General features: G+C 37.4%; 20 protein-coding genes and 1 riboswitch. Of the genes, 3 read left to right on the top strand and 17 right to left on the bottom strand.

Features of this window, described 5'->3' with window-relative positions; genetic code table 11:
- The first annotated feature begins 145 nt into the window (after positions 1-145).
- The gene (locus WH267_RS00235) at positions 146-2,920 is read left to right on the top strand and encodes a TonB-dependent receptor plug domain-containing protein (protein WP_340004639.1); all 2,775 of its coding nucleotides are present in this window, start codon (positions 146-148) and stop codon (positions 2,918-2,920) included.
- Positions 2,921-3,059: 139 nt separating this feature from the next.
- Here the strand turns inward: WH267_RS00235 and tenA are convergent, their stop codons facing one another.
- The 9 genes from tenA to WH267_RS00190 form a co-directional block, all read right to left on the bottom strand.
- Positions 3,060-3,710 carry a thiaminase II gene (tenA, locus tag WH267_RS00230; RefSeq protein WP_340004637.1) on the bottom strand — a complete coding sequence of 217 codons (651 nt, stop codon included), beginning with the start codon at positions 3,708-3,710 and terminating at the stop codon, positions 3,060-3,062.
- The gene (gene thiD / locus WH267_RS00225) at positions 3,697-4,530 is read right to left on the bottom strand and encodes a bifunctional hydroxymethylpyrimidine kinase/phosphomethylpyrimidine kinase (protein WP_115972799.1); all 834 of its coding nucleotides are present in this window, start codon (positions 4,528-4,530) and stop codon (positions 3,697-3,699) included. Before thiD ends, tenA begins: the two co-directional genes overlap by 14 nt.
- On the bottom strand, positions 4,527-5,162 hold the full coding sequence (gene thiE, locus WH267_RS00220) for a thiamine phosphate synthase (protein WP_340004634.1): 636 nt from the start codon (positions 5,160-5,162) through the stop codon (positions 4,527-4,529). The genes thiD and thiE overlap by 4 nt, the downstream gene beginning before the upstream one ends.
- Positions 5,159-5,956, bottom strand: coding sequence for a hydroxyethylthiazole kinase (gene thiM / locus WH267_RS00215; protein WP_340004632.1), 798 nt, complete (start codon positions 5,954-5,956; stop codon positions 5,159-5,161). Before thiM ends, thiE begins: the two co-directional genes overlap by 4 nt.
- Before the next feature lie 61 nt (positions 5,957-6,017).
- A riboswitch (TPP riboswitch) is annotated at positions 6,018-6,110 on the bottom strand.
- A 59-nt stretch (positions 6,111-6,169) separates the two neighbouring features.
- A complete protein-coding gene (locus tag WH267_RS00210) occupies positions 6,170-8,011 on the bottom strand; it encodes a carbon starvation CstA family protein (RefSeq protein ID WP_340004630.1) in 1,842 nt (613 codons plus the stop codon).
- A 193-nt stretch (positions 8,012-8,204) separates the two neighbouring features.
- Positions 8,205-9,242: an alpha/beta hydrolase gene (locus WH267_RS00205; protein WP_340004628.1), complete on the bottom strand. Its 1,038-nt coding sequence runs from the start codon at positions 9,240-9,242 to the stop codon at positions 8,205-8,207.
- 22 nt (positions 9,243-9,264) lie between these two features.
- Complete coding sequence (locus tag WH267_RS00200) at positions 9,265-9,648, bottom strand: DUF3037 domain-containing protein (RefSeq protein WP_115972796.1); 384 nt, start codon at positions 9,646-9,648, stop codon at positions 9,265-9,267.
- A complete protein-coding gene (locus WH267_RS00195; protein WP_123321344.1) occupies positions 9,635-10,408 on the bottom strand; it encodes a HipA family kinase in 774 nt (257 codons plus the stop codon). Before WH267_RS00195 ends, WH267_RS00200 begins: the two co-directional genes overlap by 14 nt.
- A 15-nt stretch (positions 10,409-10,423) precedes the next feature.
- Entirely contained in the window at positions 10,424-11,677 is a 1,254-nt protein-coding gene (locus tag WH267_RS00190; RefSeq protein WP_340004625.1) for a PKD domain-containing protein, read from the bottom strand.
- Between the two features lie 61 nt (positions 11,678-11,738).
- Here WH267_RS00190 and WH267_RS00185 point away from each other — a divergent pair, with 61 nt between their 5' ends.
- Both WH267_RS00185 and WH267_RS00180 read left to right on the top strand, forming a co-directional pair.
- A complete protein-coding gene (locus WH267_RS00185) occupies positions 11,739-12,581 on the top strand; it encodes an alpha/beta hydrolase family protein (RefSeq protein ID WP_340004624.1) in 843 nt (280 codons plus the stop codon).
- Between the two features lie 183 nt (positions 12,582-12,764).
- Positions 12,765-13,280: a hypothetical protein gene (locus tag WH267_RS00180; protein ID WP_340004622.1), complete on the top strand. Its 516-nt coding sequence runs from the start codon at positions 12,765-12,767 to the stop codon at positions 13,278-13,280.
- A gap of 198 nt (positions 13,281-13,478) precedes the next feature.
- Here WH267_RS00180 and WH267_RS00175 read toward each other — a convergent pair whose 3' ends face one another.
- From WH267_RS00175 to WH267_RS00140, 8 genes are all read right to left on the bottom strand, one after another.
- On the bottom strand, positions 13,479-14,300 hold the full coding sequence (locus tag WH267_RS00175; protein ID WP_340004620.1) for a flavin reductase family protein: 822 nt from the start codon (positions 14,298-14,300) through the stop codon (positions 13,479-13,481).
- A 77-nt stretch (positions 14,301-14,377) separates the two neighbouring features.
- Positions 14,378-14,785: a GxxExxY protein gene (locus WH267_RS00170; protein ID WP_340004618.1), complete on the bottom strand. Its 408-nt coding sequence runs from the start codon at positions 14,783-14,785 to the stop codon at positions 14,378-14,380.
- A gap of 32 nt (positions 14,786-14,817) precedes the next feature.
- Positions 14,818-16,065: a fumarylacetoacetase gene (gene fahA / locus WH267_RS00165; RefSeq protein ID WP_340004616.1), complete on the bottom strand. Its 1,248-nt coding sequence runs from the start codon at positions 16,063-16,065 to the stop codon at positions 14,818-14,820.
- A 56-nt stretch (positions 16,066-16,121) separates the two neighbouring features.
- On the bottom strand, positions 16,122-16,583 hold the full coding sequence (locus WH267_RS00160; protein WP_115972789.1) for a hypothetical protein: 462 nt from the start codon (positions 16,581-16,583) through the stop codon (positions 16,122-16,124).
- Positions 16,584-16,656: 73 nt separating this feature from the next.
- A complete protein-coding gene (gene hppD, locus WH267_RS00155) occupies positions 16,657-17,787 on the bottom strand; it encodes a 4-hydroxyphenylpyruvate dioxygenase (protein WP_115972788.1) in 1,131 nt (376 codons plus the stop codon).
- A 235-nt stretch (positions 17,788-18,022) separates the two neighbouring features.
- Positions 18,023-18,817 carry a hypothetical protein gene (locus tag WH267_RS00150; protein WP_115972787.1) on the bottom strand — a complete coding sequence of 265 codons (795 nt, stop codon included), beginning with the start codon at positions 18,815-18,817 and terminating at the stop codon, positions 18,023-18,025.
- A 138-nt stretch (positions 18,818-18,955) separates the two neighbouring features.
- Entirely contained in the window at positions 18,956-20,230 is a 1,275-nt protein-coding gene (locus tag WH267_RS00145) for an acetyl-CoA hydrolase/transferase family protein (RefSeq protein ID WP_340004614.1), read from the bottom strand.
- A gap of 220 nt (positions 20,231-20,450) precedes the next feature.
- Positions 20,451-21,962, bottom strand: a complete 1,512-nt coding sequence (locus WH267_RS00140) for a succinate CoA transferase (protein WP_115972785.1) — start codon at positions 21,960-21,962, stop codon at positions 20,451-20,453.
- Positions 21,963-22,089: the final 127 nt, after the last annotated feature.

Raw genomic sequence — 22,089 nt, 5'->3', positions numbered from 1 at the left:
AAAACAGTAATTTTAAATAAGGGATAGAAAGAAACGATGATCATTTTTTACAAAAACAAAGTCTATTGATTTTGTGGACTAATAAATATGCTTTACATTTGCACCTGCAAAAAACATAAATATCTAATCAAATTGACGAAATGATATGAGAAATAAAAAAACTATTCTTTCCGCTTCTGTTCTCTTTTTTCTGGGAGTTTTTACCTACGGACAGGAGAAAGACAGTAATACAAAAAAAGACAGTACTCAAACCAATAAAGTAGAAGAAGTGGTGATCCTGGGATCCAGAGCTGGTGCACGATCAAAAGCAGACAGTCCGGTTCCTGTAGATGTATTTAACCTGAAGGAAGCTTCGGTGGTGCTTCCACAGTCTAGTATCGGACAAATTTTGAATGCCATTGCCCCCTCTTTTACTTCTACGGTTCAAACCAATTCTGACGGAACGGATCATTTGGATCCTGCCCAGCTGAGAGGATTAGGACCTGATCAGGTATTAGTTTTGGTTAACGGAAAAAGAAGACACACTTCTGCGTTGGTCAATGTGAATGGAACACCGGGAAGAGGAACGGTAGGAACCGATTTAAATGCCATTCCTTCCTTTGCCCTGAACAGAATTGAAGTCTTAAGAGATGGAGCTGCTGCACAATATGGTTCTGATGCCATTGCAGGGGTAATGAATCTTGAATTAAAAAGAGATACCGGAAAATTAACCGGCCAGATCAGCTATGGTGGAAATTTAACGCCTGCAGCCAATGATCATACCGGAGATTTTGACGGACAGAATATTCAGCTGGACCTGAATTATGGAAATAAGATCGGAACCAAAGGCGGTTTTTTCAATATTACCTGGTCCTCACAGTTCAGAAATCCTACTTATAGAGCAGGAACAGAATCAGGAGCAATCTATAATGCTTACAACGCTATCGAACAGCGTGCATTGAAAGATGGGGTGAACCTTTCTTCTCTGTTTAGTAATATCAATAATACCCCCAATTCGCAGCAAATTATCGATTATGTGCATCAGTATGCTCAAGGGGTAAATTATTTTACTCCTGGCCAATTGTCTGGTATACAAGGAGCAACTACTATTCAGGATATAAAAGATGGAGCAGGAAATGTTATTCAGAAAGGGCTTCAGTCTTTATTAAACTTTGATGTTACCGATCAGGAACTGGCGTACAGAGGTCTTACCAGAAAAGATTTCAACATGCAGGTAGGCCAGTCTAAGCTTAATAATCATCAGCTTTTTATTAATGCTGAGGTTCCTGTAAGTGATAACTGGAAAGTGTATACTTTTGGTGGATATAGTTTAAGACATGGTGTTTCCGGAGGATTTTACAGAAGACCGAGAGAAAGCAGAACTTTTACAGGTTTATACCCTAATGGTTATCTGCCACAGATCGGAACTGATATTCAGGATATCTCACTAGCAGCAGGTATTAAAGGAAAATGGGAAGGTTGGAATATTGATTTCAGTAATACTTTCGGACAGAACTCTTTTACCTACAATATCAGAAATACGGGGAATACTTCTTTAAGATTTGCTTCTCCTAATGAATTTGATGCTGGGGGATTAAGATTTACCCAAAACACGATCAATTTAGATTTCTCTAAAAAGTATGATGTCCTGGAAGGATTGAATGTGGCATTTGGAGGGGAGCACCGCTTTGAAAACTTTAAAATGACGGCTGGTGAAGAAGCGTCTTATACCACTTATGATGTCTTGGGAAATCCTTGGAACAATGCTACCCAACGACCTACAGATTTCTTTGGAGCTTCTCTTCCGGGAGGTTCACAAGTATTCAGTGGATTCAGACCTGAAAATGCAGTAAACAAAAACAGACAATCACTGGCAGCCTATGCCGATGTAGAATTGAACTTTACGAACTGGTTATTGGTGGATGCAGCGGCGAGGTATGAAAACTATTCAGATTTTGGATCTACATTTAACTATAAATTAGCATCAAGAATCAAGGTTGCTCCTAATTTCAATGTGAGATTTGCAGGATCTACAGGATTCAGGGCTCCATCTATTCACCAGATTTATTATAATGTTACTTCTACATTGTTTACAGGAGGTCAGCTTCTTGAAGTGGGAACATACAGCAATGATTCTCAATTGGCAGCACAGCTGAATATCCCAAAATTGAAGCAGGAAACTTCAAAATCTGCCAGTTTAGGATTTACATATAAAATTCCATCTGTGAATTTGACCTTCACAGCAGACGGATATTTTACTAAAATTGATAACAGAATCATTCTTACTGATCAGTTTTTAAGAAAAGATGTACCTGGTGAAGCTCAGATAGAGTTTGATAAATTAAACGTTAATGCAGCTCAGTTTTTCACCAATGCTATTGATACGGAAACAAAAGGGCTGGATATCGTTATTTCACATAATGCACGATTCTCAGGTATAAAACTGGATAATAGTTTTGGGATCAATTTAAATCAGACTAAGCAGGTAGGAGAGATTCATTCAGCAGGGCTGTTGAAATCTCCAGCTCTTGAAAAAGTTTATTTCTCTGAAAAATCTAGAATTTATCTTGAAGAGGCTGTTCCTAGAGTGAAAGCAAGTCTTTCTCATATGCTTACATGGAAGGGTGCAAGTTTCTATCTTAGAAATACGTATTTTGGAAAAGTGACAGGAGCAGATGTTCTTGATGCTAACGGAGATGGAATTATTGGATTTAATGAACACCAGACGATAGGAGATAAAATCATTACTGATATTTCTGCGGCCTATCAGTTTACTAAAAATATAGGATTGACTGTAGGGGTTAATAACCTGTTTGATATTTATCCTACCAAAAACCTGCCGGCTTCAAGTAACAACGATCAGTTTATTTACTCACGTTCCACTTCACAGTTTGGGCAGAATGGACGGTATGTATTCACAAGACTTAATTTCAATTTTTAATCAAAATTGAAATGTATAAAAAACGGAACCTGGAATGGGTTCCGTTTTTTATTATGGTAACTACTAATATTATGAATCATCTGTAAAAGAATCCCCAGGCAATAGTAGTGATTTCAATAACTTCCATTCTCCAGCTTCCTTACTTCCAGGTCTTCAAATCATAAGCCGCTTCCCAGAATTGATATTCCATTCTTGATGCAGTAATAAAGGCTTCTGTCATTTTATTTTTGGTTTCTTCGGTACTGTTTTTAGCAATTTTATCGCAGATGGCAATAGCTTCATCCACTGCTGCTGAAAATTCTTCTCCTGCATACGTAGCAATCCATTTTTCATACGGGTTGTTCACCGTATTTTGAATCTCATAAATATAATTTCCAACCTCACGATAAATCCAGAAGCAAGGGAGAACTGCAGCAACTGCAATTTCCACAGATTCCAGAGCTGCCGTGCTTCTCAGAAAGTGAATATAATGATGGCAGGCAGGTTCTAAAACCCCTTTGTCACTTAAACCAAAATCTTTGAAGTAAGATTCATGCAGAGCATTTTCTACTACAATGGCATTTTCAGCGAAACGTATAAAAGTAAGTACATCCTGAAGATCAGTAATCTTTGCTGCTATAAGGGAAAGCGTTCTTCCAAAATGTTCCAGATATAAAGAATCCTGAGCCATATAAAAACGGAATTTATCTTGTGGTAGGGTACCATCAGATAGCTCTTTGATAAAAGGCATATCAAGGATAGATTGATAATGTTTTTCTATTGCGTTCCAAGTTTGTTCAGACCATTTCATTTTTGATAAGTTTTTGAGGATTAAAAAAGTGGTTCAACGGTCCGTTTCCATGACCTGTTTGTACATCTATTCCGTTTTCAATGGCTTGGTAAATGTATTGCTGTCCCAGAGAAACTGCCTCGTAAAGGGACTTACCCTGAGCAATATAGGCGGCAATAGCAGATGATAGTGTACAGCCTGAACCGTGGGTATTATTGGTATTAAATTTTATTGTTTCAAAAGAATGAAAATTCTCGTGTTCATCATAGAAGAGGGAAGTAATGGTTGAGGTTTCCTGATGACCACCTTTAAGGAGAATTGTTTTACATCCCAGTTTTTTGATTTTTTTTCCGGCAGTGTATAAATCTTCCAGCGTTTCTACTTTCATATCTGCTAAAATGGAAGCCTCATCCATATTGGGAGTGATCACATCAGCAATGGGAAAAAGTAATGTTGTGAGTGCTGTGATGGTTTCTTCTTCAATTAAACGATGCCCGCTGGTGGCCACCATTACAGGGTCAAAGACAATAGGTATTTTAGGGTATGTTGCCAATGTGGAAACAATGGTCTCTACGAGTTGAGGCGTATGAACCATTCCAATTTTTATAGCATCAGGAACAATGTCGTCCAGAATTGCTTTTATTTGATCGGCAACTGCTTCTACAGGAATAGGATATATTTTTCGTACTCCTTGTGTGTTTTGTACAGGCAAGGCCGTTAATACTGATGTTGAAAAGCAGCCTAAAGCAGAAGCTGTTTTAATATCAGCCTGGATACCGGCACCGCCGCTTCCATCGAAACCTGCAATAGTTAATACTGAAGGGTATTTGTATTTTTTCATTTTACAATTTCATTTTTTAATTCATACGCTGCTTTTTGGGGATCAGCAGCACTGCATATTGCAGAAACTACGGCAAGACAATCTGCTCCGGCGCTGATGACAGCTCTAGCGTTTTCAAGATGAATATTTCCTATTGCGACCAAAGGTTTTTTCGTAATCTGTCTGATTTGAGTAATGCCTTCCAGTCCCCATTCTATAACAGTATCTGTTTTGGTTTTTGTTTTAAAAACAGGACTTATTCCCAGATAGTCGGCTGCAGCAGTTTGTTCATTGTCAAGCTGAGCCAGATGTTCTATAGAATATCCAATTATTTTATTGTTGATCAAAGGTCGTTGTCTTAGATCCTGAGGAGTTGCATCACTGTTGCCAACATGTATTCCAGCTGAATTTACTTTTTCAGTAACGGTGATATTATCGTTGATGATAAGAGGAACACCATATTTATCTGTAATTTCAATAAGCTGCAGAGCTTTTTGAAGGAAGACTTCAGTGCTGTCATTTTTTTCACGAAGCTGTATCATATCCACACCCCCTAAGATTGCCTGTTCTGCGACTTTCAGAAAATTTTTCCCCATACAATCTGCTTCAGAAATCACAAGGTATAATGAGTAAGGAAAAGTATTGATACTCATGATATTTCAATTTCTAAATGGTTGGTAAATTCCTTTTCGGTAATGTTGTATAGCTTATCTATCAAGTTGACTTGAAGACTGCCCGGACCTTTGCTTTCACAAACAGCCAGTTCGCCTGCTATTCCCAATAACGACATTGCAGCGGCGGTACCTGATACTTTATCTTCCGCAATACCTATGAATGCGCCGATTAAAGCTGTTGCAGAACATCCCAGACCCGTTACTTTGGTCATGAGAGCATGTCCGTTTTTGATCTGTATAGATTGATCTCGGCTCAGGATAATATCCGTTTCACCCGAAATACATACAATAGTGTTGTATTGATTAACCAGGATTTGGGCGGCTTCAACAGCATCATTACTTGCTGCGGTGCTGTCTACACCTTTGGTTGCTGTTGTATTGGTTTTAGCGAGTGCAATAATCTCAGAAGCATTACCTCTGATCACTGTAGGATGGAATTGTAACAGCTGATGCAATATCTGATCACGAAAAGAAGTCGCTCCTGCACCTACCGGATCCAATACCCATGGTTTATGGAGGGTATCAGCAGTTTCAGCAGCTATAAGCATAGATTCAGCCCAGTATTCATCAAGGGTGCCAATATTAATAACCACCGAATGGGCTATATTGATCATGTCTTTGATTTCAGAGTGGGCGTGTGCCATAATCGGAGAAGCTCCTGCAGCCAAAAGAGCATTGGCCGTATTGTTCATCACTACATAGTTGGTTATATTATGAACAAGAGGAGACTTTTGTCGTACAAGTTGAACTTGTTCCCAAAGATTTTTTTCCATTGTTATGATTAAGAATAAAAATAGCTTTAGGAAAAAATCCGGAACAAAAGACATCAAGAAATCATGTCATTTTGCTTTTCCCTACGTCGGTGTAAGCCGTATCAGGTTCAAAGGGACTCTCTCAATTCTTTTCAGAATACCCCTAAAGCAAAACAAATGTATAAAAATTATCAGAGGAAGCAAAAACCTTTAATGGATTTTGTAGAAAGCCTATTATCTCTCTACCAGTTCTTTCACCGGTTCTCCATAATGATCAATCTCTGTTTTGTTAATTTGCAGTAACTGATACCACTTTCTGAAAGCACCTATAAATACAATCAGCATAAGAACCATTGCTGTTGCTGCCAATGCGGCAAGTAAATACTGCCCTTTGGGAATATAAATAGAGGTTACCTGAATATAACCGGCCCAGAATGTAATGATGGCCATAAACACGCCGGGAATAGCTGAACACAATGCATACTTTCCCCTGTTCATTCTTATCAGCATCGTTGTACAGACAATAAGTCCACAGGCCGCCAATAACTGATTACTGATTCCGAATAACGGCCAGATACTGTTTACATTCCCTGTATACACCAGATATCCCCAGGCAAAAGTGAAAAGAAGACTGCTGATGATGATTCCGGGAATCCAGTTTTTATCATTAAATTTTGGAACTACAGATCCCAGCATTTCCTGCAAAAAGAAACGGCCCACCCTTGTTCCTGCATCAATAGCAGTAAGGATAAAAACAGCCTCAAACATAATCGCAAAATTATACCAATAAGCAGTCAGCTGATCCATATATGGGATTTTATTGAAGATATGAGCCATCCCAACGGCAAGGGATACGGCACCTCCTGTTCTGCCATAGAGGTCAATTCCAATTTTCTGTGAATAGTAATCAATATCTACACCGTGTAGAGAAGGATGAGTGGCAAGGAATGAATCATAAGCCTCTTTTGGGGTATTGATGGCAAAATAATCCCCAGGCATTAATGTACAGGCGGCAATAAGGGCCATTAATGCTACAAAACCTTCTACAAGCATAGCTCCGTAGCCTACGAAAAGAATTTCTCTTTCTTTATTCAGCATTTTGGGCGTGGTCCCCGTAGCAATTACAGCATGGAATCCGGAAATTGCTCCACAGGCAATAACAATAAAAATAAAAGGAAGTACCGGGCCTCCTATAATGGGGCCTCCACCGTTTACAAAAGCTGTGATAGCAGGCATCTGCACCGTAGGATGTATAACAATTACCCCGATAGCCAGCATAATAATAGTTCCTATTTTTAAATAAGTGGAAAGGTAATCCCTTGGAACTAAAAGAAGCCATACCGGTAATACGGAAGCAATAAAACCATACAACGGAATGGCAATGGAAATTGTTTTAATATTCCATGAAAATAAATTATTCATGGTTGGATTCTGCATCAGTCCATGACCTCCGATAATTCCGGCAATCAATAGAATACCTCCTAAGATACTTGCAAACAGAACACTGTTTTTTTTATAGCGCATGATCAATCCCATAATGATGGCAATAGGCATGGTAATCACTACGGTAAAAAGAGACCACGAAGCTTCATGCATTGCATTGATGCATGCCAAAGATAAACCTGCCAGTGTAAGAACCAGGATAAAGAGGATCGCAAAACCTGCTACTGTTCCTGTTGCTTTTCCAATTTCTTTTGAAGCAATAGTCGCAAGGCTTTGGCCTTTATGCCTCACGGAGGCAAAGAGGACAACCATATCATGAACTCCACCTCCCAGTACGCAGCCTATTAAGATCCATAGTGCGCCGGGAAGATATCCGAACTGTGCAGCGAGAACAGGTCCTACTAGTGGTCCGGCTGCTGCGATAGCAGCAAAATGATGCCCAAAGAGTACATTTTTATTCGTTGCTACATAATCTTTACCATCTGCAAATTCTACAGCGGGAGTCATATTTTCATCATTAAGTCTAAGAACTTTATTGGCGATAAAAATACCATAAAAGCGGTAAGCTATCGCGAAAATAAGAACAGAAACAAATATGAGGGTAAGCGCATTGATATTGTTTAAAGAATCCATATTTCTTATTTTTTTTAATGAATAAATAATTAGAATATTGTTTTATTGTAAATAATGTAAACAATAGCCAAGGTAATTATTTTCAGGTAAAAAATATGAATATGTATATCAATCTAGCATATTTGTTGTTTGGTATTAATTTAAATATTTTATTTACAGGTGTTTGTGTATGTTTTATCTTAGAAGATGTATATTATTTCTTTTGGGAGATAATAAAATCAACCATCTGATGGGTCATTTTATCCAGAGTCTCTTTATCTGTGGTTGAAAAGCTATGAACCCCGTTTTCAATAATAAGTAAAGAAGTCTGTATTTTTTCTCTTTTTAATTTCCTGTGTAGTTTTTTGGCCTGGCTTAAAGGAACCACTTTATCTTTATTTCCCTGTACAATTAAAGTAGGAACACCTTCTGAAGCATAATTAACAGGAGAAACTGTTTTTAAATAATCTATAGCTCTTTGCTGGTCTTTATTCAGATCATAGCCGGAAATTCCTTTTACGAGTCCCTGCTGCAGACTAACAATCTTTTTGGACATCATTTTTATCATAGAAACAGGAATTGTACCCAGCCCGGTATGGAAAAGCTTATTCAGATCTGCGGGACCATAATGATCAATCACATAATTTACTTTTGGAGAATAACAAGAAAGTTCCTGACTTCCAATAAAAGTATTGTCGGGCGTATAGGCTGCCAACAGTGAAAGATGTGCTCCGGCAGAAGCTCCGAAAAGACCAATATTATTAGTGTCAAAATTATACTTCTCCGCATTTTTTCTAACCCATCTTACGGCATCTTTAGTGTCTTCCAAAGGGAGTGGGAAATGGGTATTGTCGTTAAGAAGTGTGTAATTGATGCTGATAATGGCATATTGCTTTGGGGTGAGTTTTTTTATGGTTGTTTCCACATAATCATCTGCATGAATCACTTTATCACCTTCTATCCAGCCACCACCATGTACATAGATTAATACGGGGATTTTTTCAGCAGAAATATTTTTCGGCATATAAAGATCCAATGCAATGGGATTTCCTTTTTTATTGGTTTTGTATACAATATTTTCGGTAAGCGCTGTGATTTCCGGAAGTAGGATACTTTTTACACGAGGAGTTTTAGGAGGCGGTCCTTGTGAAAAAGATTGTGAAAAAAATGAACTGGAAAAGCTTAAAAATAAAACAAAAAACAGGTTTGTAAAAAACCTGTTGATTGATATGTTGTTTATAGATGATTTCATAAGAACTTTTTTAAGAAGTATGTTATTTTACTAACTCCTCAAAAAGTTTACCAAAAGTAGTATTTAAGTCTTTAGATTTCCCCGGATGAGGTCTTGAAGTTTGTACAACAGCACTTCTTACAGCAGTCAGCCATCGGAAACGTTCAGGAATATCAAACAGAGCAATAGGTCCGCCCTCTTTATCGCCATTAGCTATTTTCTGAAAACTTTCAAGGTTTTGGATGACATCATCATAATCCAGTTTGCTGTGCATTAGCTTGAATTTATCAGGACATAAATAGAATTCTACCCGTATGAATTTTTCCTTTTTAGAAAACATCACAAGTCCGATATTGAAAAACTCTTCTCTTTCAACCTTTGGTACCAAGCGTATTACCGCGTATTCATATATTTTATCCTCTTGCATTTTTAGCTTCGTTTAAAAAGATTTGAGAATTTTCCAGTCGGGTTTTCATGAACTGAAAATAAATTTCACGGATCTCATCAGGAGTTTCATCGGCATCATTCCAATGTAGCCAGTCCTCAGGAATAGCATTGACAATATCCCTGAAAAGTATTTCATTCAGTACCTCATGTGCAAACTGATCCGCTTCATCCAGCATTTTGGCCTTGGTAAGAAGAACATGGTCTTTCACATATTTGAACGGAGTCTTTGCTGCCGCGTCAAAATTCTGCCATGAATGGTGGAAATAGAACGAAGCTCCGTTATCAATGATCCAGAGTTCCTTATGCCACATCAGCATATTTGCGTTCTTATAGGTACGGTCGATATTGGTAATAAATGCATCCAGCCAAACGATTTTTGAGGCCAGAAGCGGGTCAACACTTACTCCGGGATCATAGGTGATAGAGCCGGAGAGATAATGTAAACCGAGATTAAGCCCCTCAGAAAACTTGAGCAGATCCTGTATCTCTTCATCAGCTTCCGTCCTGCCGAAGTCTGCATCAAGATTTACAAAAACCAGCTCAGGAATCTTTAATCCTAAAGCCTCTGTAATCCTTCCTCCTATAAATTCGGAGATGAGCATTTTAACTCCATGACCGGCGCCACGGAATTTTAAGACATATTTAAAATCATCATCAGCTTCTGCCAGAGCAGGAAGTGAACCTCCCTCTCTTAATGGCAGAATGTAACGCATTACAGTTACTGTTCTTAAATTCTGCATGAAGCAAAAATAAGGTTATTTTTTAATAATTTTTTTAGTGAATTCTTTTTCTCCTGTTTTATACTTTAAAAAATAAACTCCGGCAGATAAATGATGGAGCTGTACAGTATATCCTGAATCTGTTGTATTCAGAAGATAAGATACCATTCTTCCGCTGGCATCAGTAAGAGAAAGGATCTCTGCTTTCTTTCTGGTGATAATAGTAATAAAGTTTTGTGTTGGATTAGGATAGATCTGAGCAGGATCTTCTATGTCTGTTTCTTTTGTACTAAGGCTGCCGAGGGTTAATAGTTTGGTTTTGGTACTATTGCCTCCACAGGCATTGGTTGTAAGCTGTACATTGTAATTTCCTTGAGCAGAATATGTGTGCTCAGGATTCTCCAGGGTAGAAGTTGTTCCGTCTCCAAAATCCCATAAATAGGTTGTTGCATTTTTAGATTTGTTGGTAAACTTTACTGTAAAGCCTCCTGTGAATTCATATTTGAATCTGCTGTATACATCATTGGAAGGGATATTCCAGGTATCCATTGAATCATAAACAACATCCTTTACCGTATTTTTGATGAACTGTGCTTCTGCTGCAGTAAGGTTTCCGTTATAAGGAGCAAGGGTAGGATCTTTTTTAAATATAACTGCATAAAATGTATATGCTGCTGCCATTGAGCCTATATAGCTGGGATGTGATTTGTCCTGATCATAAAGCTCCATTGCCGGATCCAGCTGTCTGATTGTCCGCCAAACCTTACCTACGGGAGACAATAAGGCTTCATTCATTTTTGCCATTTCAATATAATGTTGAGAAATCAAATCATCCATTCCCTCATAAGTACAAACTGAAGGCTGTACATTACAACGGGAATCATCTCCGTTTTTACGTCCCCATGTCAGATAGAAAATAACATTGCCACACCCGTTTGTACTTTTAATAAGGTCTGAAAGCTGGGCTGCATAAGGATACACTAAGTTTTGCACCTGCTGATCTGTAAAAGAAGGAAGCTGGCTTTGTTCCTGTAATACCACATAGTCCCAATTTCCCTGCATGAGAGTTGTTACTGTAGTACTGTTAACATGCTGTTGAAGAGTTGAACCTCCGGGAGTCTGGCTTTGGTGTTCCAGAATATCCCCTGTAGATTGGGCAATATCTTGGATTAAAGTGGGTAAGTCGTTAAAATAGGTATAACTATTCCCAATAAAGAAGACTTTTTTGCTGGTCTGACTAAAGATGTCAGAAAACGCAATTAAAAATAAAAAGAGTAGAGTTTTTTTCATAAATTTCAATTAAAATTAGTATTCTAAATATAAAGAATATTGAATAAAAGCCAATTATTTTATGAATTTGATTAGTGAAAAGAATATTTATTTAGAAAATAAGGAAACAAAAGGTTTTCTTGCTGATGCTTTTTATAATGACACTCAAAAAAAACTGCCTTTAGTCGTTTTTGTGCATGGGTATAAAGGCTATAAAGACTGGGGAGCATGGGATTTAATGGCTGAAATGTTTGCCAAGGCCGGTTTTTTCTTTGTGAAATTTAATTTTTCCCATAACGGAACAACGGTAGATGCCCCTCATGATTTTGCTGATCTTGAGGCTTTTGGAAATAATAATTATACAAAAGAACTGTCTGATTTGGGGGTTGTTATCGACCATTTTATCCAGGACCCGCATGTAGATCATGAAAAAGTAATCCTGATAGGACACAGCAGGGGAGGAGGCATCTCTATTATCAAAACTTTTGAAGACGAAAGGATCAACGGATTGATTACGCTGGCTAGTGTAGATACGCTAGACCGCTTTCCAACAGGTGATTCTTTTGAAAACTGGAAAAAGGAAGGCGTTTATTATGCCCTGAATGGCCGTACAAATCAGGAAATGCCCCATTACTATCAGTTTTATGAAGATTATGAACAGAATATACACCGCTTTGATGTAGAACGGGCTGCGGAAATGGCTAAGGCTTATATGCTGATTATCCATGGAACAGAAGACGAAGCTGTAAATGCAAAGCATGCAGAACATCTTCATATTCTTAATCCGAATTCAGAGCTTTTTCTTATTGAAAACGGAAATCATACCTTTGGAGCAAAAGAACCCTGGACAGATCCCGATTTGCCAAAGGATCTGGATACGGTAACAGAAAAGTGCATTGATTTTTTAAATAAAAACATAAAATAGAGGTCTGATGAAAAGATTGATATTTTTCGGCACAGTTCTTTGTGCTGATTGAGGATGGAAAGATCAATGAGTTTATAGAAAAAGGAAAATTACCGTTTTGTAAGTGCTGAATACAGGAAAGAATCTAAAATAAAACGGCTGAAATTACGTTGTATTATATTAACCACCATACTAAATATTATTATGAAAAAAGTTATTACAGGCAGTATTGCATTGTTATTATTGGGAGCTGTTGTTTCCTGTAAAAAAGAAACTCCAATCCAGTCTTCTGTAAGTACAGACACACTGGCTACAGTAATGACAAAAGATTCTACTGTGGCTCCAAAGACAGATTCAGTAGCTGCTGCAGCTCCTTCTACAGCTGCTACCATTGAAGCAATTACCAAAAATGAAGGAAAGTACCCTCATGATATTAAATTATTTGAAGATAAAAGCTTTGCTGAAAGAGTGAAAAAGCTCGTTGGAAAAGAATATGATGAAATGGTGAAAAACTTCGATGTAGAAGGACCTATCGTATCTGATAACGGGATTTATAAACTTCACGGATGTAAACAACACGATTGCCCGGGATATGCTACCTACATGTATTATGATTCTAAAAATGATAACCTGAACGTTTCCATTGATAAAAACAGTAAAGTAACAGACTTTGCAGAAAAGGGAAAAATCACAGTAACAGATGCTTTAAAATCAAAATAAAAATTAAGGCTATTAACCTATTAAAAATACAAAATAGGCTGTCTCAAAAGTGAGGCAGCCTATTTTATATTGCATTATTTTCTTACTAATTTTAAAAGGCTTCTGAAGTTTTTTATTGTTATCATTTCACTTGTTGGAGTGAGAATGGTAGCCTTTTTATCTTTGTCTAGCGGACATTCAGAATACGCTGCATTCATATTATCTTATTAAAATCTTCCAGGCTTCTTCAATTTTACTTTCCAGTAATAATTTTTGAGCATCCTGATGAACATTCTCATCCGAATGATATTCTCCTAAAGGCAATACCTCAACATTAGCAAGCATTCCCAGATCGTTTCCTGTAAATACTTTGCTGTATTTGATATCATCCGGCAAAAGATCAAATCCAATTCCTTTTGTTACCAATGGTTTTGGAACTTCAAAAAGACTGTTTTCATTACTTCTGGAATACCAGTTGCTTCCTAAACGGGCTACCATATCAAGCTTTTGCTGATCCAGATTTCCCGCTTCATTCAGGTATTCTTCTCTGATATGAATTTTCTGAACCTCACAGATGACAAGATTTCCTGCTCCACCTTGGTCTCCTAAAGATTTCACCTCTAAAACTTTACATTCAAAGTTTACAGGACATTCCTCAATCAGTTTGGGTTTCACCAGATCAGCATCTTTCATGGTAAGTCCAGACTTTACAAACTCATTAATTCCTGTTTCATATTCTGTAGAAGCTAAAGATATCTGCTGTACAATCGGGAAATTGACTGTTCCAATCACTACTTCCGATACTTCCAATACATTTTCAAGAGTATGTTTTGTTGTATTGTCACGCACCCTCCTCGATGGTGAAAAGATCAGAATCGGAGGAACCGTACTGAACATATTGAAAAAACTGAATGGAGATAAATTATTGTTTCCGTCTTTATCCACCGTAGAAGCCAATGCAATAGGACGCGGTGAAACGGCAGTCTGCATAATGGTCTGAAGTTGTACGGAAGTTAGTTCGGAGGGAATTACTGTTTTCATATTTTAGTTAACTGTAAAAATGATAAAACCACAAAAGTCACAAAAGTTTTTAGGTGAGTAGTTTTAATCTTTAAAGATCAAAAAAGCATATCGTAATATTTATTGACGAAAGTTTCCTGTCCGTCATGATAAAGATTCTTTACGTTAAAATTCACTAGGATGCCTTTGGGTTTCTTCATTAAGTTGATATAGTTTAGAAGTTGGGTTCTATGAATATCATTTAATTGTGTAACTGATTTGAGTTCAATCACAATTAAATCTTCAACTAAAAAGTCACAAAAGAAATCACAATTAATTTCTTTTCCTTTATAATGTACAGGAACTTTAAGTTCAGATTTAAAATTTATATTTCTTAATCTGAATTCTTCTTCCAAACATTTATGGTATACGCTTTCTGATAAACCGGGGCCCAGAATTTTGTGAATTTCTATGCAGGCGCCGTTTATCTTATAGGTTAAATCAGTTAAATAGGACTGTGTAACCATAAATTCTTTTGTGACTTTTGTGGTTAAATTATTTAAAGTGTTGGAATAATTTTACCGGTAACTTCACCGAAACCTATTCTCACACCCTCTTTTTCAGCCCATGCCTTCATGGTAACCGTATCATTATCTTCAATGAATTTTCTTTCTTCCCCATTGCTTAATGATAAAGGATTCTGCCCTCTCCAGGTTAATTCCATCATAGAACCGAAAGATTTTGGATCACTTCCTGAGATGGTTCCACTTGCATACATATCACCTACTTCTACATTACAACCGTTTACGGTGTGGTGAGCCAGTTGCTGGGCCATATTCCAGTACATGTGCTTATAGTTGCTTTCACAGATTAAGTTTTCTTCCCCATTTTCAGGTTGGATATACACCTCAAGGTTGATATCATAGTTTTTGTCACCTTCAAATTTTAAATATTCTAAAACTTCAGGATCCTGTGTAGGAGAACCAGTTCTGAATGGTTCTAAAGCTTCAAGGGTAACGACCCATGGAGAAATAGATGAACCGAAGTTTTTCGCAAGGAATGGCCCTAGAGGAACATATTCCCATGCCTGGATATCTCTTGCAGACCAGTCATTGAAGATCACCATTCCGAAGATTGCTTCTTCAGCATCCTGAGTAGAAATACTTTCTCCCATCTCCGTATTTCTGTTGATGATGAAAGCCATTTCCAGTTCAAAATCCAATTGCTTGCAAGGTCCGAAAACAGGTTTGTCTGCATCAGCAGGTTTCGTCTGACCTTTCGGACGGTTGATTTCCGTTTCGGAAACAACGATTGAGGATGCTCTTCCATGGTAACCTACCGGTAAGTGTTTCCAGTTAGGGAATAATGCATTCGCAGGATCACGGAGCATTTTTCCTACATTGGTAGCATGTTCAATGCTACTGTAGAAATCTGTATAGTTTGGAATGTGAACCGGCATCATCATTTTTACCTTATCAAGGTCATAGAAAGCCTCTTCAATTGTTTTCTGGTCTTTTGATAATGCAGAACCTTCCTGTAATAAAGATTGAATTTTGATACGAACCGCGTTGGTAACTGGTTTACCTAATTCAATAAATTCATTGATGGTGTAGGCTTCAAAAACATTGTCATTTAAGCCTTCAATATCTTCAAAATAGCCAAGGTCGTAAAGGGTAGCAAGATCAATAACCTGATCTCCGATTCTTGTGCAGCATCCGATGTATTCCTTGTTGAATACTGCCACTCCGAAAGGAATATTATGTATAGAAAAATCCGAATTTGAGGAATAGTCTACAAATGATTTCATAAGTTTAGATTTTAGTTAGATTAAAATATCATCCTGAGAAACGTTCCCCAAGATGTTTATTTTGCCTTTTTTGAGTAAGAGGCTTCATCAATCCATCGGTCTCTGGTATTGACATCGATAAGATAGAGGATATTGTCCTGTTGAGTAAGCAATAACGTTTTTGTAACAGGCATCGGGATTTTTTTACCTTCAAGTACATCTGCCCGCAAAGAAACGATGTTCTTTTTTCTGACAATATCGCCGGTAAAGACATTAGAACTGCTTTCACCAGTGGCTTTATCATCAAAAACCTCTACATAGGTTGCACTGTTTCCTTTAATAACAATAAAATCTCTTTCTGTGTGGTCTGCTTCATCTTTAATGAAAACAAACTTTTTGTTGTTGATATCTACCTTTTCAAGATTCTGATTGATACCTCTTCTTGCTTCAAGTCTGTCCAGAATTGCATTCAGTGATCCGTATTGTGCTTTTACGCCTAAGGTTCCAAAGAATAAAATTCCAATTAAAAGTTTTCTCATTATGCTGTGTTTTATAAAAAAGTTTTGTCAGAACCTTGCATCCTGACAAAACTTACTATTTCTGATTGTAAAATTAAAGATTTCCTCTTCTTTCCTGCTCTCTTTCTAATGCTTCGAACAATGCTTTGAAGTTTCCGGCACCAAAACTCTGTGCACCATGTCTTTCAATGATTTCGAAGAATAGAGTAGGACGGTCTTCTACAGGCTTGGTAAAGATCTGTAATAGATACCCTTCTTCATCATGATCAATAAGTATACCTAAGTCCTGAAGTTTTTTAAGATCTTCATCAATATGGCCAACTCTTTGAGGAACCATGTCGTAATAAGCTTCTGGTGGAGCAGAGAGGAATTCTACACCACGCTTTTTAAGCTCGGTTACAGTATGGATAATGTCTTTTGTTGCTACAGCAATGTGCTGTACTCCTTCACCTTCATAGAAATCAAGATATTCTTCTACCTGAGATTTCTTTTTGCCTTCTGCAGGTTCGTTGATAGGGAATTTTGCATATCCGTTTCCGTTTGACATTACTTTAGACATCAATGCAGAATATTCTGTGTTGATCTGTTTGTCGTCAAAAGAAAGGATGTTCACAAATCCCATTACTTTTTCATACCATTCTACAGTAGGGACCATTCTGTTCCAGTCTACATTTCCTACGCAGTGATCTACATACAGTAAACCAGCTTCTTCAGGTTGGTAGGCACTTTCCCATTTCTCATACCCTGGCATGAAAGCACCATTGTAATTCTTTCTTTCTATAAACATGTGAACAGTTTCTCCGTACGTATAGATACCGGACATTCTTACCTCACCATGCTCATCAGTTAAAGTTACAGGCTCTAAATAAGGCTTACCACCTCTTTTAGTTGTTTCTTCGAATGCTGCATACGCGTCATCTACCCAAAGTGCCAAAATTTTTACTCCGTCACCATGTTTTTTTACGTGTTCGCTGATAGAAGAGTCAGATTTAAGCCCTGTGGTAAGTACCAATCTGATTTTTCCCTGTTGAAGCACATAAGATGCGCGGTCTCTTACTCCTGTTTCAGGACCCGCATATGCTACAGACTGAAAACCAAAAGCGGTTTTGTAATAGTGGGCCGCCTGTTTTGCATTTCCTACATAAAACTCAATGTAATCTGTACCGTTGATCGGTAAGAAATTCTCTGCTTGAGCAATCTTCTCGGCAAATGTAAGTGTTGACATATTTTTTCTTTTACTTTTATTTTATTGGTATGCAAATTACAAAATTCTTGGATATAGCGAAAATATTACCGTTGATTCATTGAATATATTTAACATAAAGTTCAAGAAGTGTTCACTTAAGTATATTTAAGTTTCTTATGTTTGAAATAAGCTGACTACATTTGTAGAACAAAAAACAAGTGAGAAAAAAATATTTCGAACATGAAAGCCGCAGATTATCTCTGCGGCTTTCTTATTATGATACGGTTTCTATCTTTCGGTTGAGCATTCCTGCATCCGGATTGTAATTGTCCCAGATTTTCCAGGTGTTGTCTATTTTTTTGAAAAAATAGATTTGTGTACTGAGTTGGTTCACAAAATGCTCCTCTCCAGTTCCACCTGTTTTAAATAAAAGATTCCAGAATTCCTGGGATTCCAGTATTTTTTTATCCGGTTCATCAGTCACTACGTGAATGTCAAAAACTTCATAGTTGGAACGGTTATTTTTTGTTACCAACTGAAAATCTTTGTCACATAGTTCTTTACTGAATTGTGAAACCCTTTCCAGAAAAGGAGAATCATTAAATACCAGATCTTTAAAAACTTCGGTATTATGATTGGGAAACTGTTTATAGAATTCAAAGGCTCTCGCACAATAATCATATACCAACCTGGTCAATAATGACAAATCACCTGTTTCCAGCTGGTTTGGTTTCTTATGCCTTACAGAAAGGATATAGTCATTAAGATCTTTGTGCCCCAGAAAAATGCATATTTTATCCAGTGTTTTTAAGAATCTTAAATCACTGTGGGTTTTATCCTGATAGTCATTTTCAAAAAAACGCTGTAGGGTAACATGAGAAATAGTGTTCCCGATCTCAAATTTTTTACCTCCTTTAAGTTCTTCTGCATCAGAAAGTTCATCTTTAATAATTTCGGAAAGAATAATATAATGGCTTCTCTTCCATTCATTCACATTCCCCAAAACTGAATTCCTTACTTTTGAATGCTTTACCACTTCTTCTCTTATCGAATTATATATAGTCTTCAATTTCCTTGTTTTAGAAAGATTTTTATCAAAAACATTGCCAAAATATTAAGGCTTTTTTATGTTTTGCTGGTATAAGTTAAATATATATTTTTAAATTCTAAACAAAAATTAAAGTTAAAAAGTATTAATGTTTGATTATCAGTGTTTAAACCTTTCAAAAGCAGCTCTTTCAAGCATTTCTCTGTCATCAGGGTGGGCAATACTAATGAGCTCCTGCGCTCTCTGACGAAGATTCTTTCCATACAGATAAGCGGTACCGTATTCTGTAACCACATAATGGATATGCCCTCTTGTGGTAACTACACCTGCCCCCTGTTTCAGGAAAGGAACAATCCTTGAAATTCCTTTTTTAGTTCTTGCTGTGATGGCAATAATAGGTTTTCCATCTTCACTTAAAGCAGCCCCACGCATGAAGTCCATTTGCCCGCCAATGCCACTATATTGTAAAGTTCCGATAGAATCGGCACATACCTGTCCGGTAAGGTCAATTTCAATGGCAGAGTTGATAGCTACCAGTTTTTTGTTCTTCATGATATTGATCGGGAAGTTCACTTCACTTACATCTCTGAATGCAAAGACGGTGTTATCATCCACATAATCATAGAGCTTTCTGGTTCCGAAGCAGAAGCTGGTAATGGTTTTATTATCGTTGTAGCCTTTATATTTATTATTGATTACATCATCCTGAATAAGGTCTATCACTCCGTCACTCAGCATTTCGGTATGAATGCCAAGGTCCTTATGGTTATGTAAACATTGTAAAACAGCATCAGGAATAGTCCCGATACCCATTTGAAGGGTAGATCGGTCTTCAATAAGTTCCGCTACATTTTTTCCAACCAGCATTTCTTCAGGGCCTACTTTAGAACTGTAATCTACAGTATGTAGCTCTTCTTCATGCCAAACCAGCTTATGGATTCTGCTGATGTGGATCATTCCATCCCCATGAGTTCTTGGCATTCTTGGGTTTACCATTGCCACAATAGTTTTCGCTGTATCTACGGCAGCCCTTGCAATATCTACTGAGGTTCCCAATGTACAGAACCCATGTTTGTCAGGTGGAGAAACAGTGATCAGAGCAACATCCAGCGGAAGGATATTCTTTCTGAATAAGATTGGGATTTCACTTAAAAATACAGGAACAAAGTCTCCTCTGTCTGAATTTACAGCATCACGAACCGGTGTAGATACGAATAGGGAATTGACAAAGAATTTGTCTTTATACTCCGGTTTTGCAATTTCTATATTTCCCTGTTGGGTAATAGAAACCATTTCTACATTATCCAGTCTGTGAGCCTGTCTTGCCAGTTCATCAATAAGGTAATTGGGAGTACATGCGCTGCCGTGGAAAAATACACGGTTACCGCTTTTTATCGTATATATCGCTTCTTCTGCGCTGATGTAATTATTCATATTTTATCTTTTTATTATAAAATTCCTGACTAATTTCTATTTCATAAAATGCCTAACCTCTCTCTCAAAGATAACCTTTATATCCTTATTTATTTTAAATATTTTCAATGATTTTCGAAGATTTTTATCATATTAATTCATATTATTCTAATAAAAAAGTAAAGGATCAAATGATTAACATCTGATCCTTTTATAGATTTTAGTAAGCTTGTGAAAGTTTCTAATTGGAAACTTCGGCTGCCATGGTTTGCTTCATGCTTCCTGTTTCAGAGAAACGTAAATGCCAGCTGAAAGCTTCTTCCAGTAAGTGAGGAGTATGCCCTCCACGTTCACAGGCTCTGTCAAAATAAGACTGTAATTCTTCCCTGTAATCCGGATGAACACAGTTGTCAATAATTTTCTGAGCTCTTTCTCTAGGAGCAAGGCCTCTTAAATCAGCCAATCCGACATCTGTTACCAAGATATCAACATCATGTTCAGTATGATCTGTATGAGAAACCATTGGAAGGACGTGTGAAATATTATTCCCTTTGGAAGCTGCCTGCGTTACAAAAATACTTAAGTACGCATTTCTTGCAAAGTCTCCCGAGCCTCCGATTCCGTTCATAATTTTTGTTCCGCCAATATGCGTAGAGTTTACATTTCCGTAGATATCAAATTCAATCGCTGTATTGATTGCGATTACTCCAAGTCTTCTGATTAATCCTGGTGTATTGGAAATATTCTGGGGTCTTAGAACAAACTTGTCTTTATATTTTGAAAGGTTTCCAAGTACGCGCTCATAGCATTCTTTAGAAACGGTAATAGATGATGCAGATGCAAAACTTAATTTACCGGAATCTATCAGATCAAAGGTACTGTCCTGAAGCACTTCAGAAAACATAGTTAAATCGTAGAAATTACTGTCTTTAAAACCTGTAAGTACAGCATTAGCGACTTTTCCGATTCCTGCCTGAAGAGGGAGCAGTCTGTCTGTAAGACGTCCTAGCTGTACTTCATTCTCAAAGAATCCGAGAAGGTGTTTGGCGATAGCTGTTGTTTTCTCGTCAGGTTCTGCAATATCTGCGGGACTGTCTTTAAGATTGGTGAAAACAATGGCTTCAATTTTATTGGGATCAACAGGAATACTTTTTCTTCCGATTTTATTCCATGGAGCTACGATAGGTATAACGTTTCTGTAGGGATAATCTTCAGCCTGATAAATATCGTGGATACCATATACTTCTTCAGGAACTTCCGTATTGATTTCAATGATGATTTTTTTAGCCAGAGCCGCAAAAGTCACTGAATTTCCTACTGAAGTGGTAGGAACAATACTTCCGTCTCTTTCGATATAAGCAGCTTCTATAACGGCTACGTCAATGCTCTGAAGATTTTTGGTGTGAAGAAGTTCGGCACTTTCACTTAAATGCTGATCGATAAAGAGAATTTCACCTTTATTGATTTTGTTTCTTAAAGTAGGATCTACCTGAAAGGGCATTCTTTTTTTTAAGACATTGGCTTCCGCCAGTTTCCCGTCTGTACCGTGTCCCAAGGATGCTCCGGTCATTAAAGTGACTTTAAGATCTTCTGTTTTTCCTCTTTCTGCAAGTGCCGGCAAAATGGCTTTGCTGTCACCTGCTTTGGTAAAGCCGCTGGACCCTATGGTCATACCGTCTTTAATCATTTTTACAGCGTTTTCAGCTGTTGTTACCTTTTCGTGTAGACTTTCTAATCTGATTCTTTCTAACATGTAATATTGATTTTTATTAAACCACCATTACTTAGGATGCGTTATGAAAAATAATGATGGTAATATATGTGAACCATACCTTACAAATTTACAAAAAAAGCTGCTTTAAATAAAGGATTTAAAGCAG

This window comes from Chryseobacterium sp. MYb328, from assembly GCF_037572595.1.
Classification (GTDB): Bacteria; Bacteroidota; Bacteroidia; order Flavobacteriales; family Weeksellaceae; genus Chryseobacterium; species Chryseobacterium pennae.
The sequence above is the reverse complement of the archived record's forward strand: the minus strand, read 5'-3'. Positions and strand labels throughout refer to the sequence as shown.

Excerpts from the sequence above, each read along its gene's own strand:
- WH267_RS00235 (WP_340004639.1), top strand. The coding sequence starts at position 146 with ATGAGAAATAAAAAAACTATTCTTTCCGCTTCTGTTCTCTTTTTTCTG.
- tenA (WP_340004637.1), bottom strand. The coding sequence starts at position 3,710 with ATGAAATGGTCTGAACAAACTTGGAACGCAATAGAAAAACATTATCAA.
- thiD (WP_115972799.1), bottom strand. The coding sequence starts at position 4,530 with ATGAAAAAATACAAATACCCTTCAGTATTAACTATTGCAGGTTTCGAT.
- thiE (WP_340004634.1), bottom strand. The coding sequence starts at position 5,162 with ATGAGTATCAATACTTTTCCTTACTCATTATACCTTGTGATTTCTGAA.
- thiM (WP_340004632.1), bottom strand. The coding sequence starts at position 5,956 with ATGGAAAAAAATCTTTGGGAACAAGTTCAACTTGTACGACAAAAGTCT.
- WH267_RS00210 (WP_340004630.1), bottom strand. The coding sequence starts at position 8,011 with ATGGATTCTTTAAACAATATCAATGCGCTTACCCTCATATTTGTTTCT.
- WH267_RS00205 (WP_340004628.1), bottom strand. The coding sequence starts at position 9,242 with ATGAAATCATCTATAAACAACATATCAATCAACAGGTTTTTTACAAAC.
- WH267_RS00200 (WP_115972796.1), bottom strand. The coding sequence starts at position 9,648 with ATGCAAGAGGATAAAATATATGAATACGCGGTAATACGCTTGGTACCA.
- WH267_RS00195 (WP_123321344.1), bottom strand. The coding sequence starts at position 10,408 with ATGCAGAATTTAAGAACAGTAACTGTAATGCGTTACATTCTGCCATTA.
- WH267_RS00190 (WP_340004625.1), bottom strand. The coding sequence starts at position 11,677 with ATGAAAAAAACTCTACTCTTTTTATTTTTAATTGCGTTTTCTGACATC.
- WH267_RS00185 (WP_340004624.1), top strand. The coding sequence starts at position 11,739 with ATGAATTTGATTAGTGAAAAGAATATTTATTTAGAAAATAAGGAAACA.
- WH267_RS00180 (WP_340004622.1), top strand. The coding sequence starts at position 12,765 with ATGAAAAAAGTTATTACAGGCAGTATTGCATTGTTATTATTGGGAGCT.
- WH267_RS00175 (WP_340004620.1), bottom strand. The coding sequence starts at position 14,300 with ATGAAAACAGTAATTCCCTCCGAACTAACTTCCGTACAACTTCAGACC.
- WH267_RS00170 (WP_340004618.1), bottom strand. The coding sequence starts at position 14,785 with ATGGTTACACAGTCCTATTTAACTGATTTAACCTATAAGATAAACGGC.
- fahA (WP_340004616.1), bottom strand. The coding sequence starts at position 16,065 with ATGAAATCATTTGTAGACTATTCCTCAAATTCGGATTTTTCTATACAT.
- WH267_RS00160 (WP_115972789.1), bottom strand. The coding sequence starts at position 16,583 with ATGAGAAAACTTTTAATTGGAATTTTATTCTTTGGAACCTTAGGCGTA.
- hppD (WP_115972788.1), bottom strand. The coding sequence starts at position 17,787 with ATGTCAACACTTACATTTGCCGAGAAGATTGCTCAAGCAGAGAATTTC.
- WH267_RS00145 (WP_340004614.1), bottom strand. The coding sequence starts at position 20,230 with ATGAATAATTACATCAGCGCAGAAGAAGCGATATATACGATAAAAAGC.
- WH267_RS00140 (WP_115972785.1), bottom strand. The coding sequence starts at position 21,962 with ATGTTAGAAAGAATCAGATTAGAAAGTCTACACGAAAAGGTAACAACA.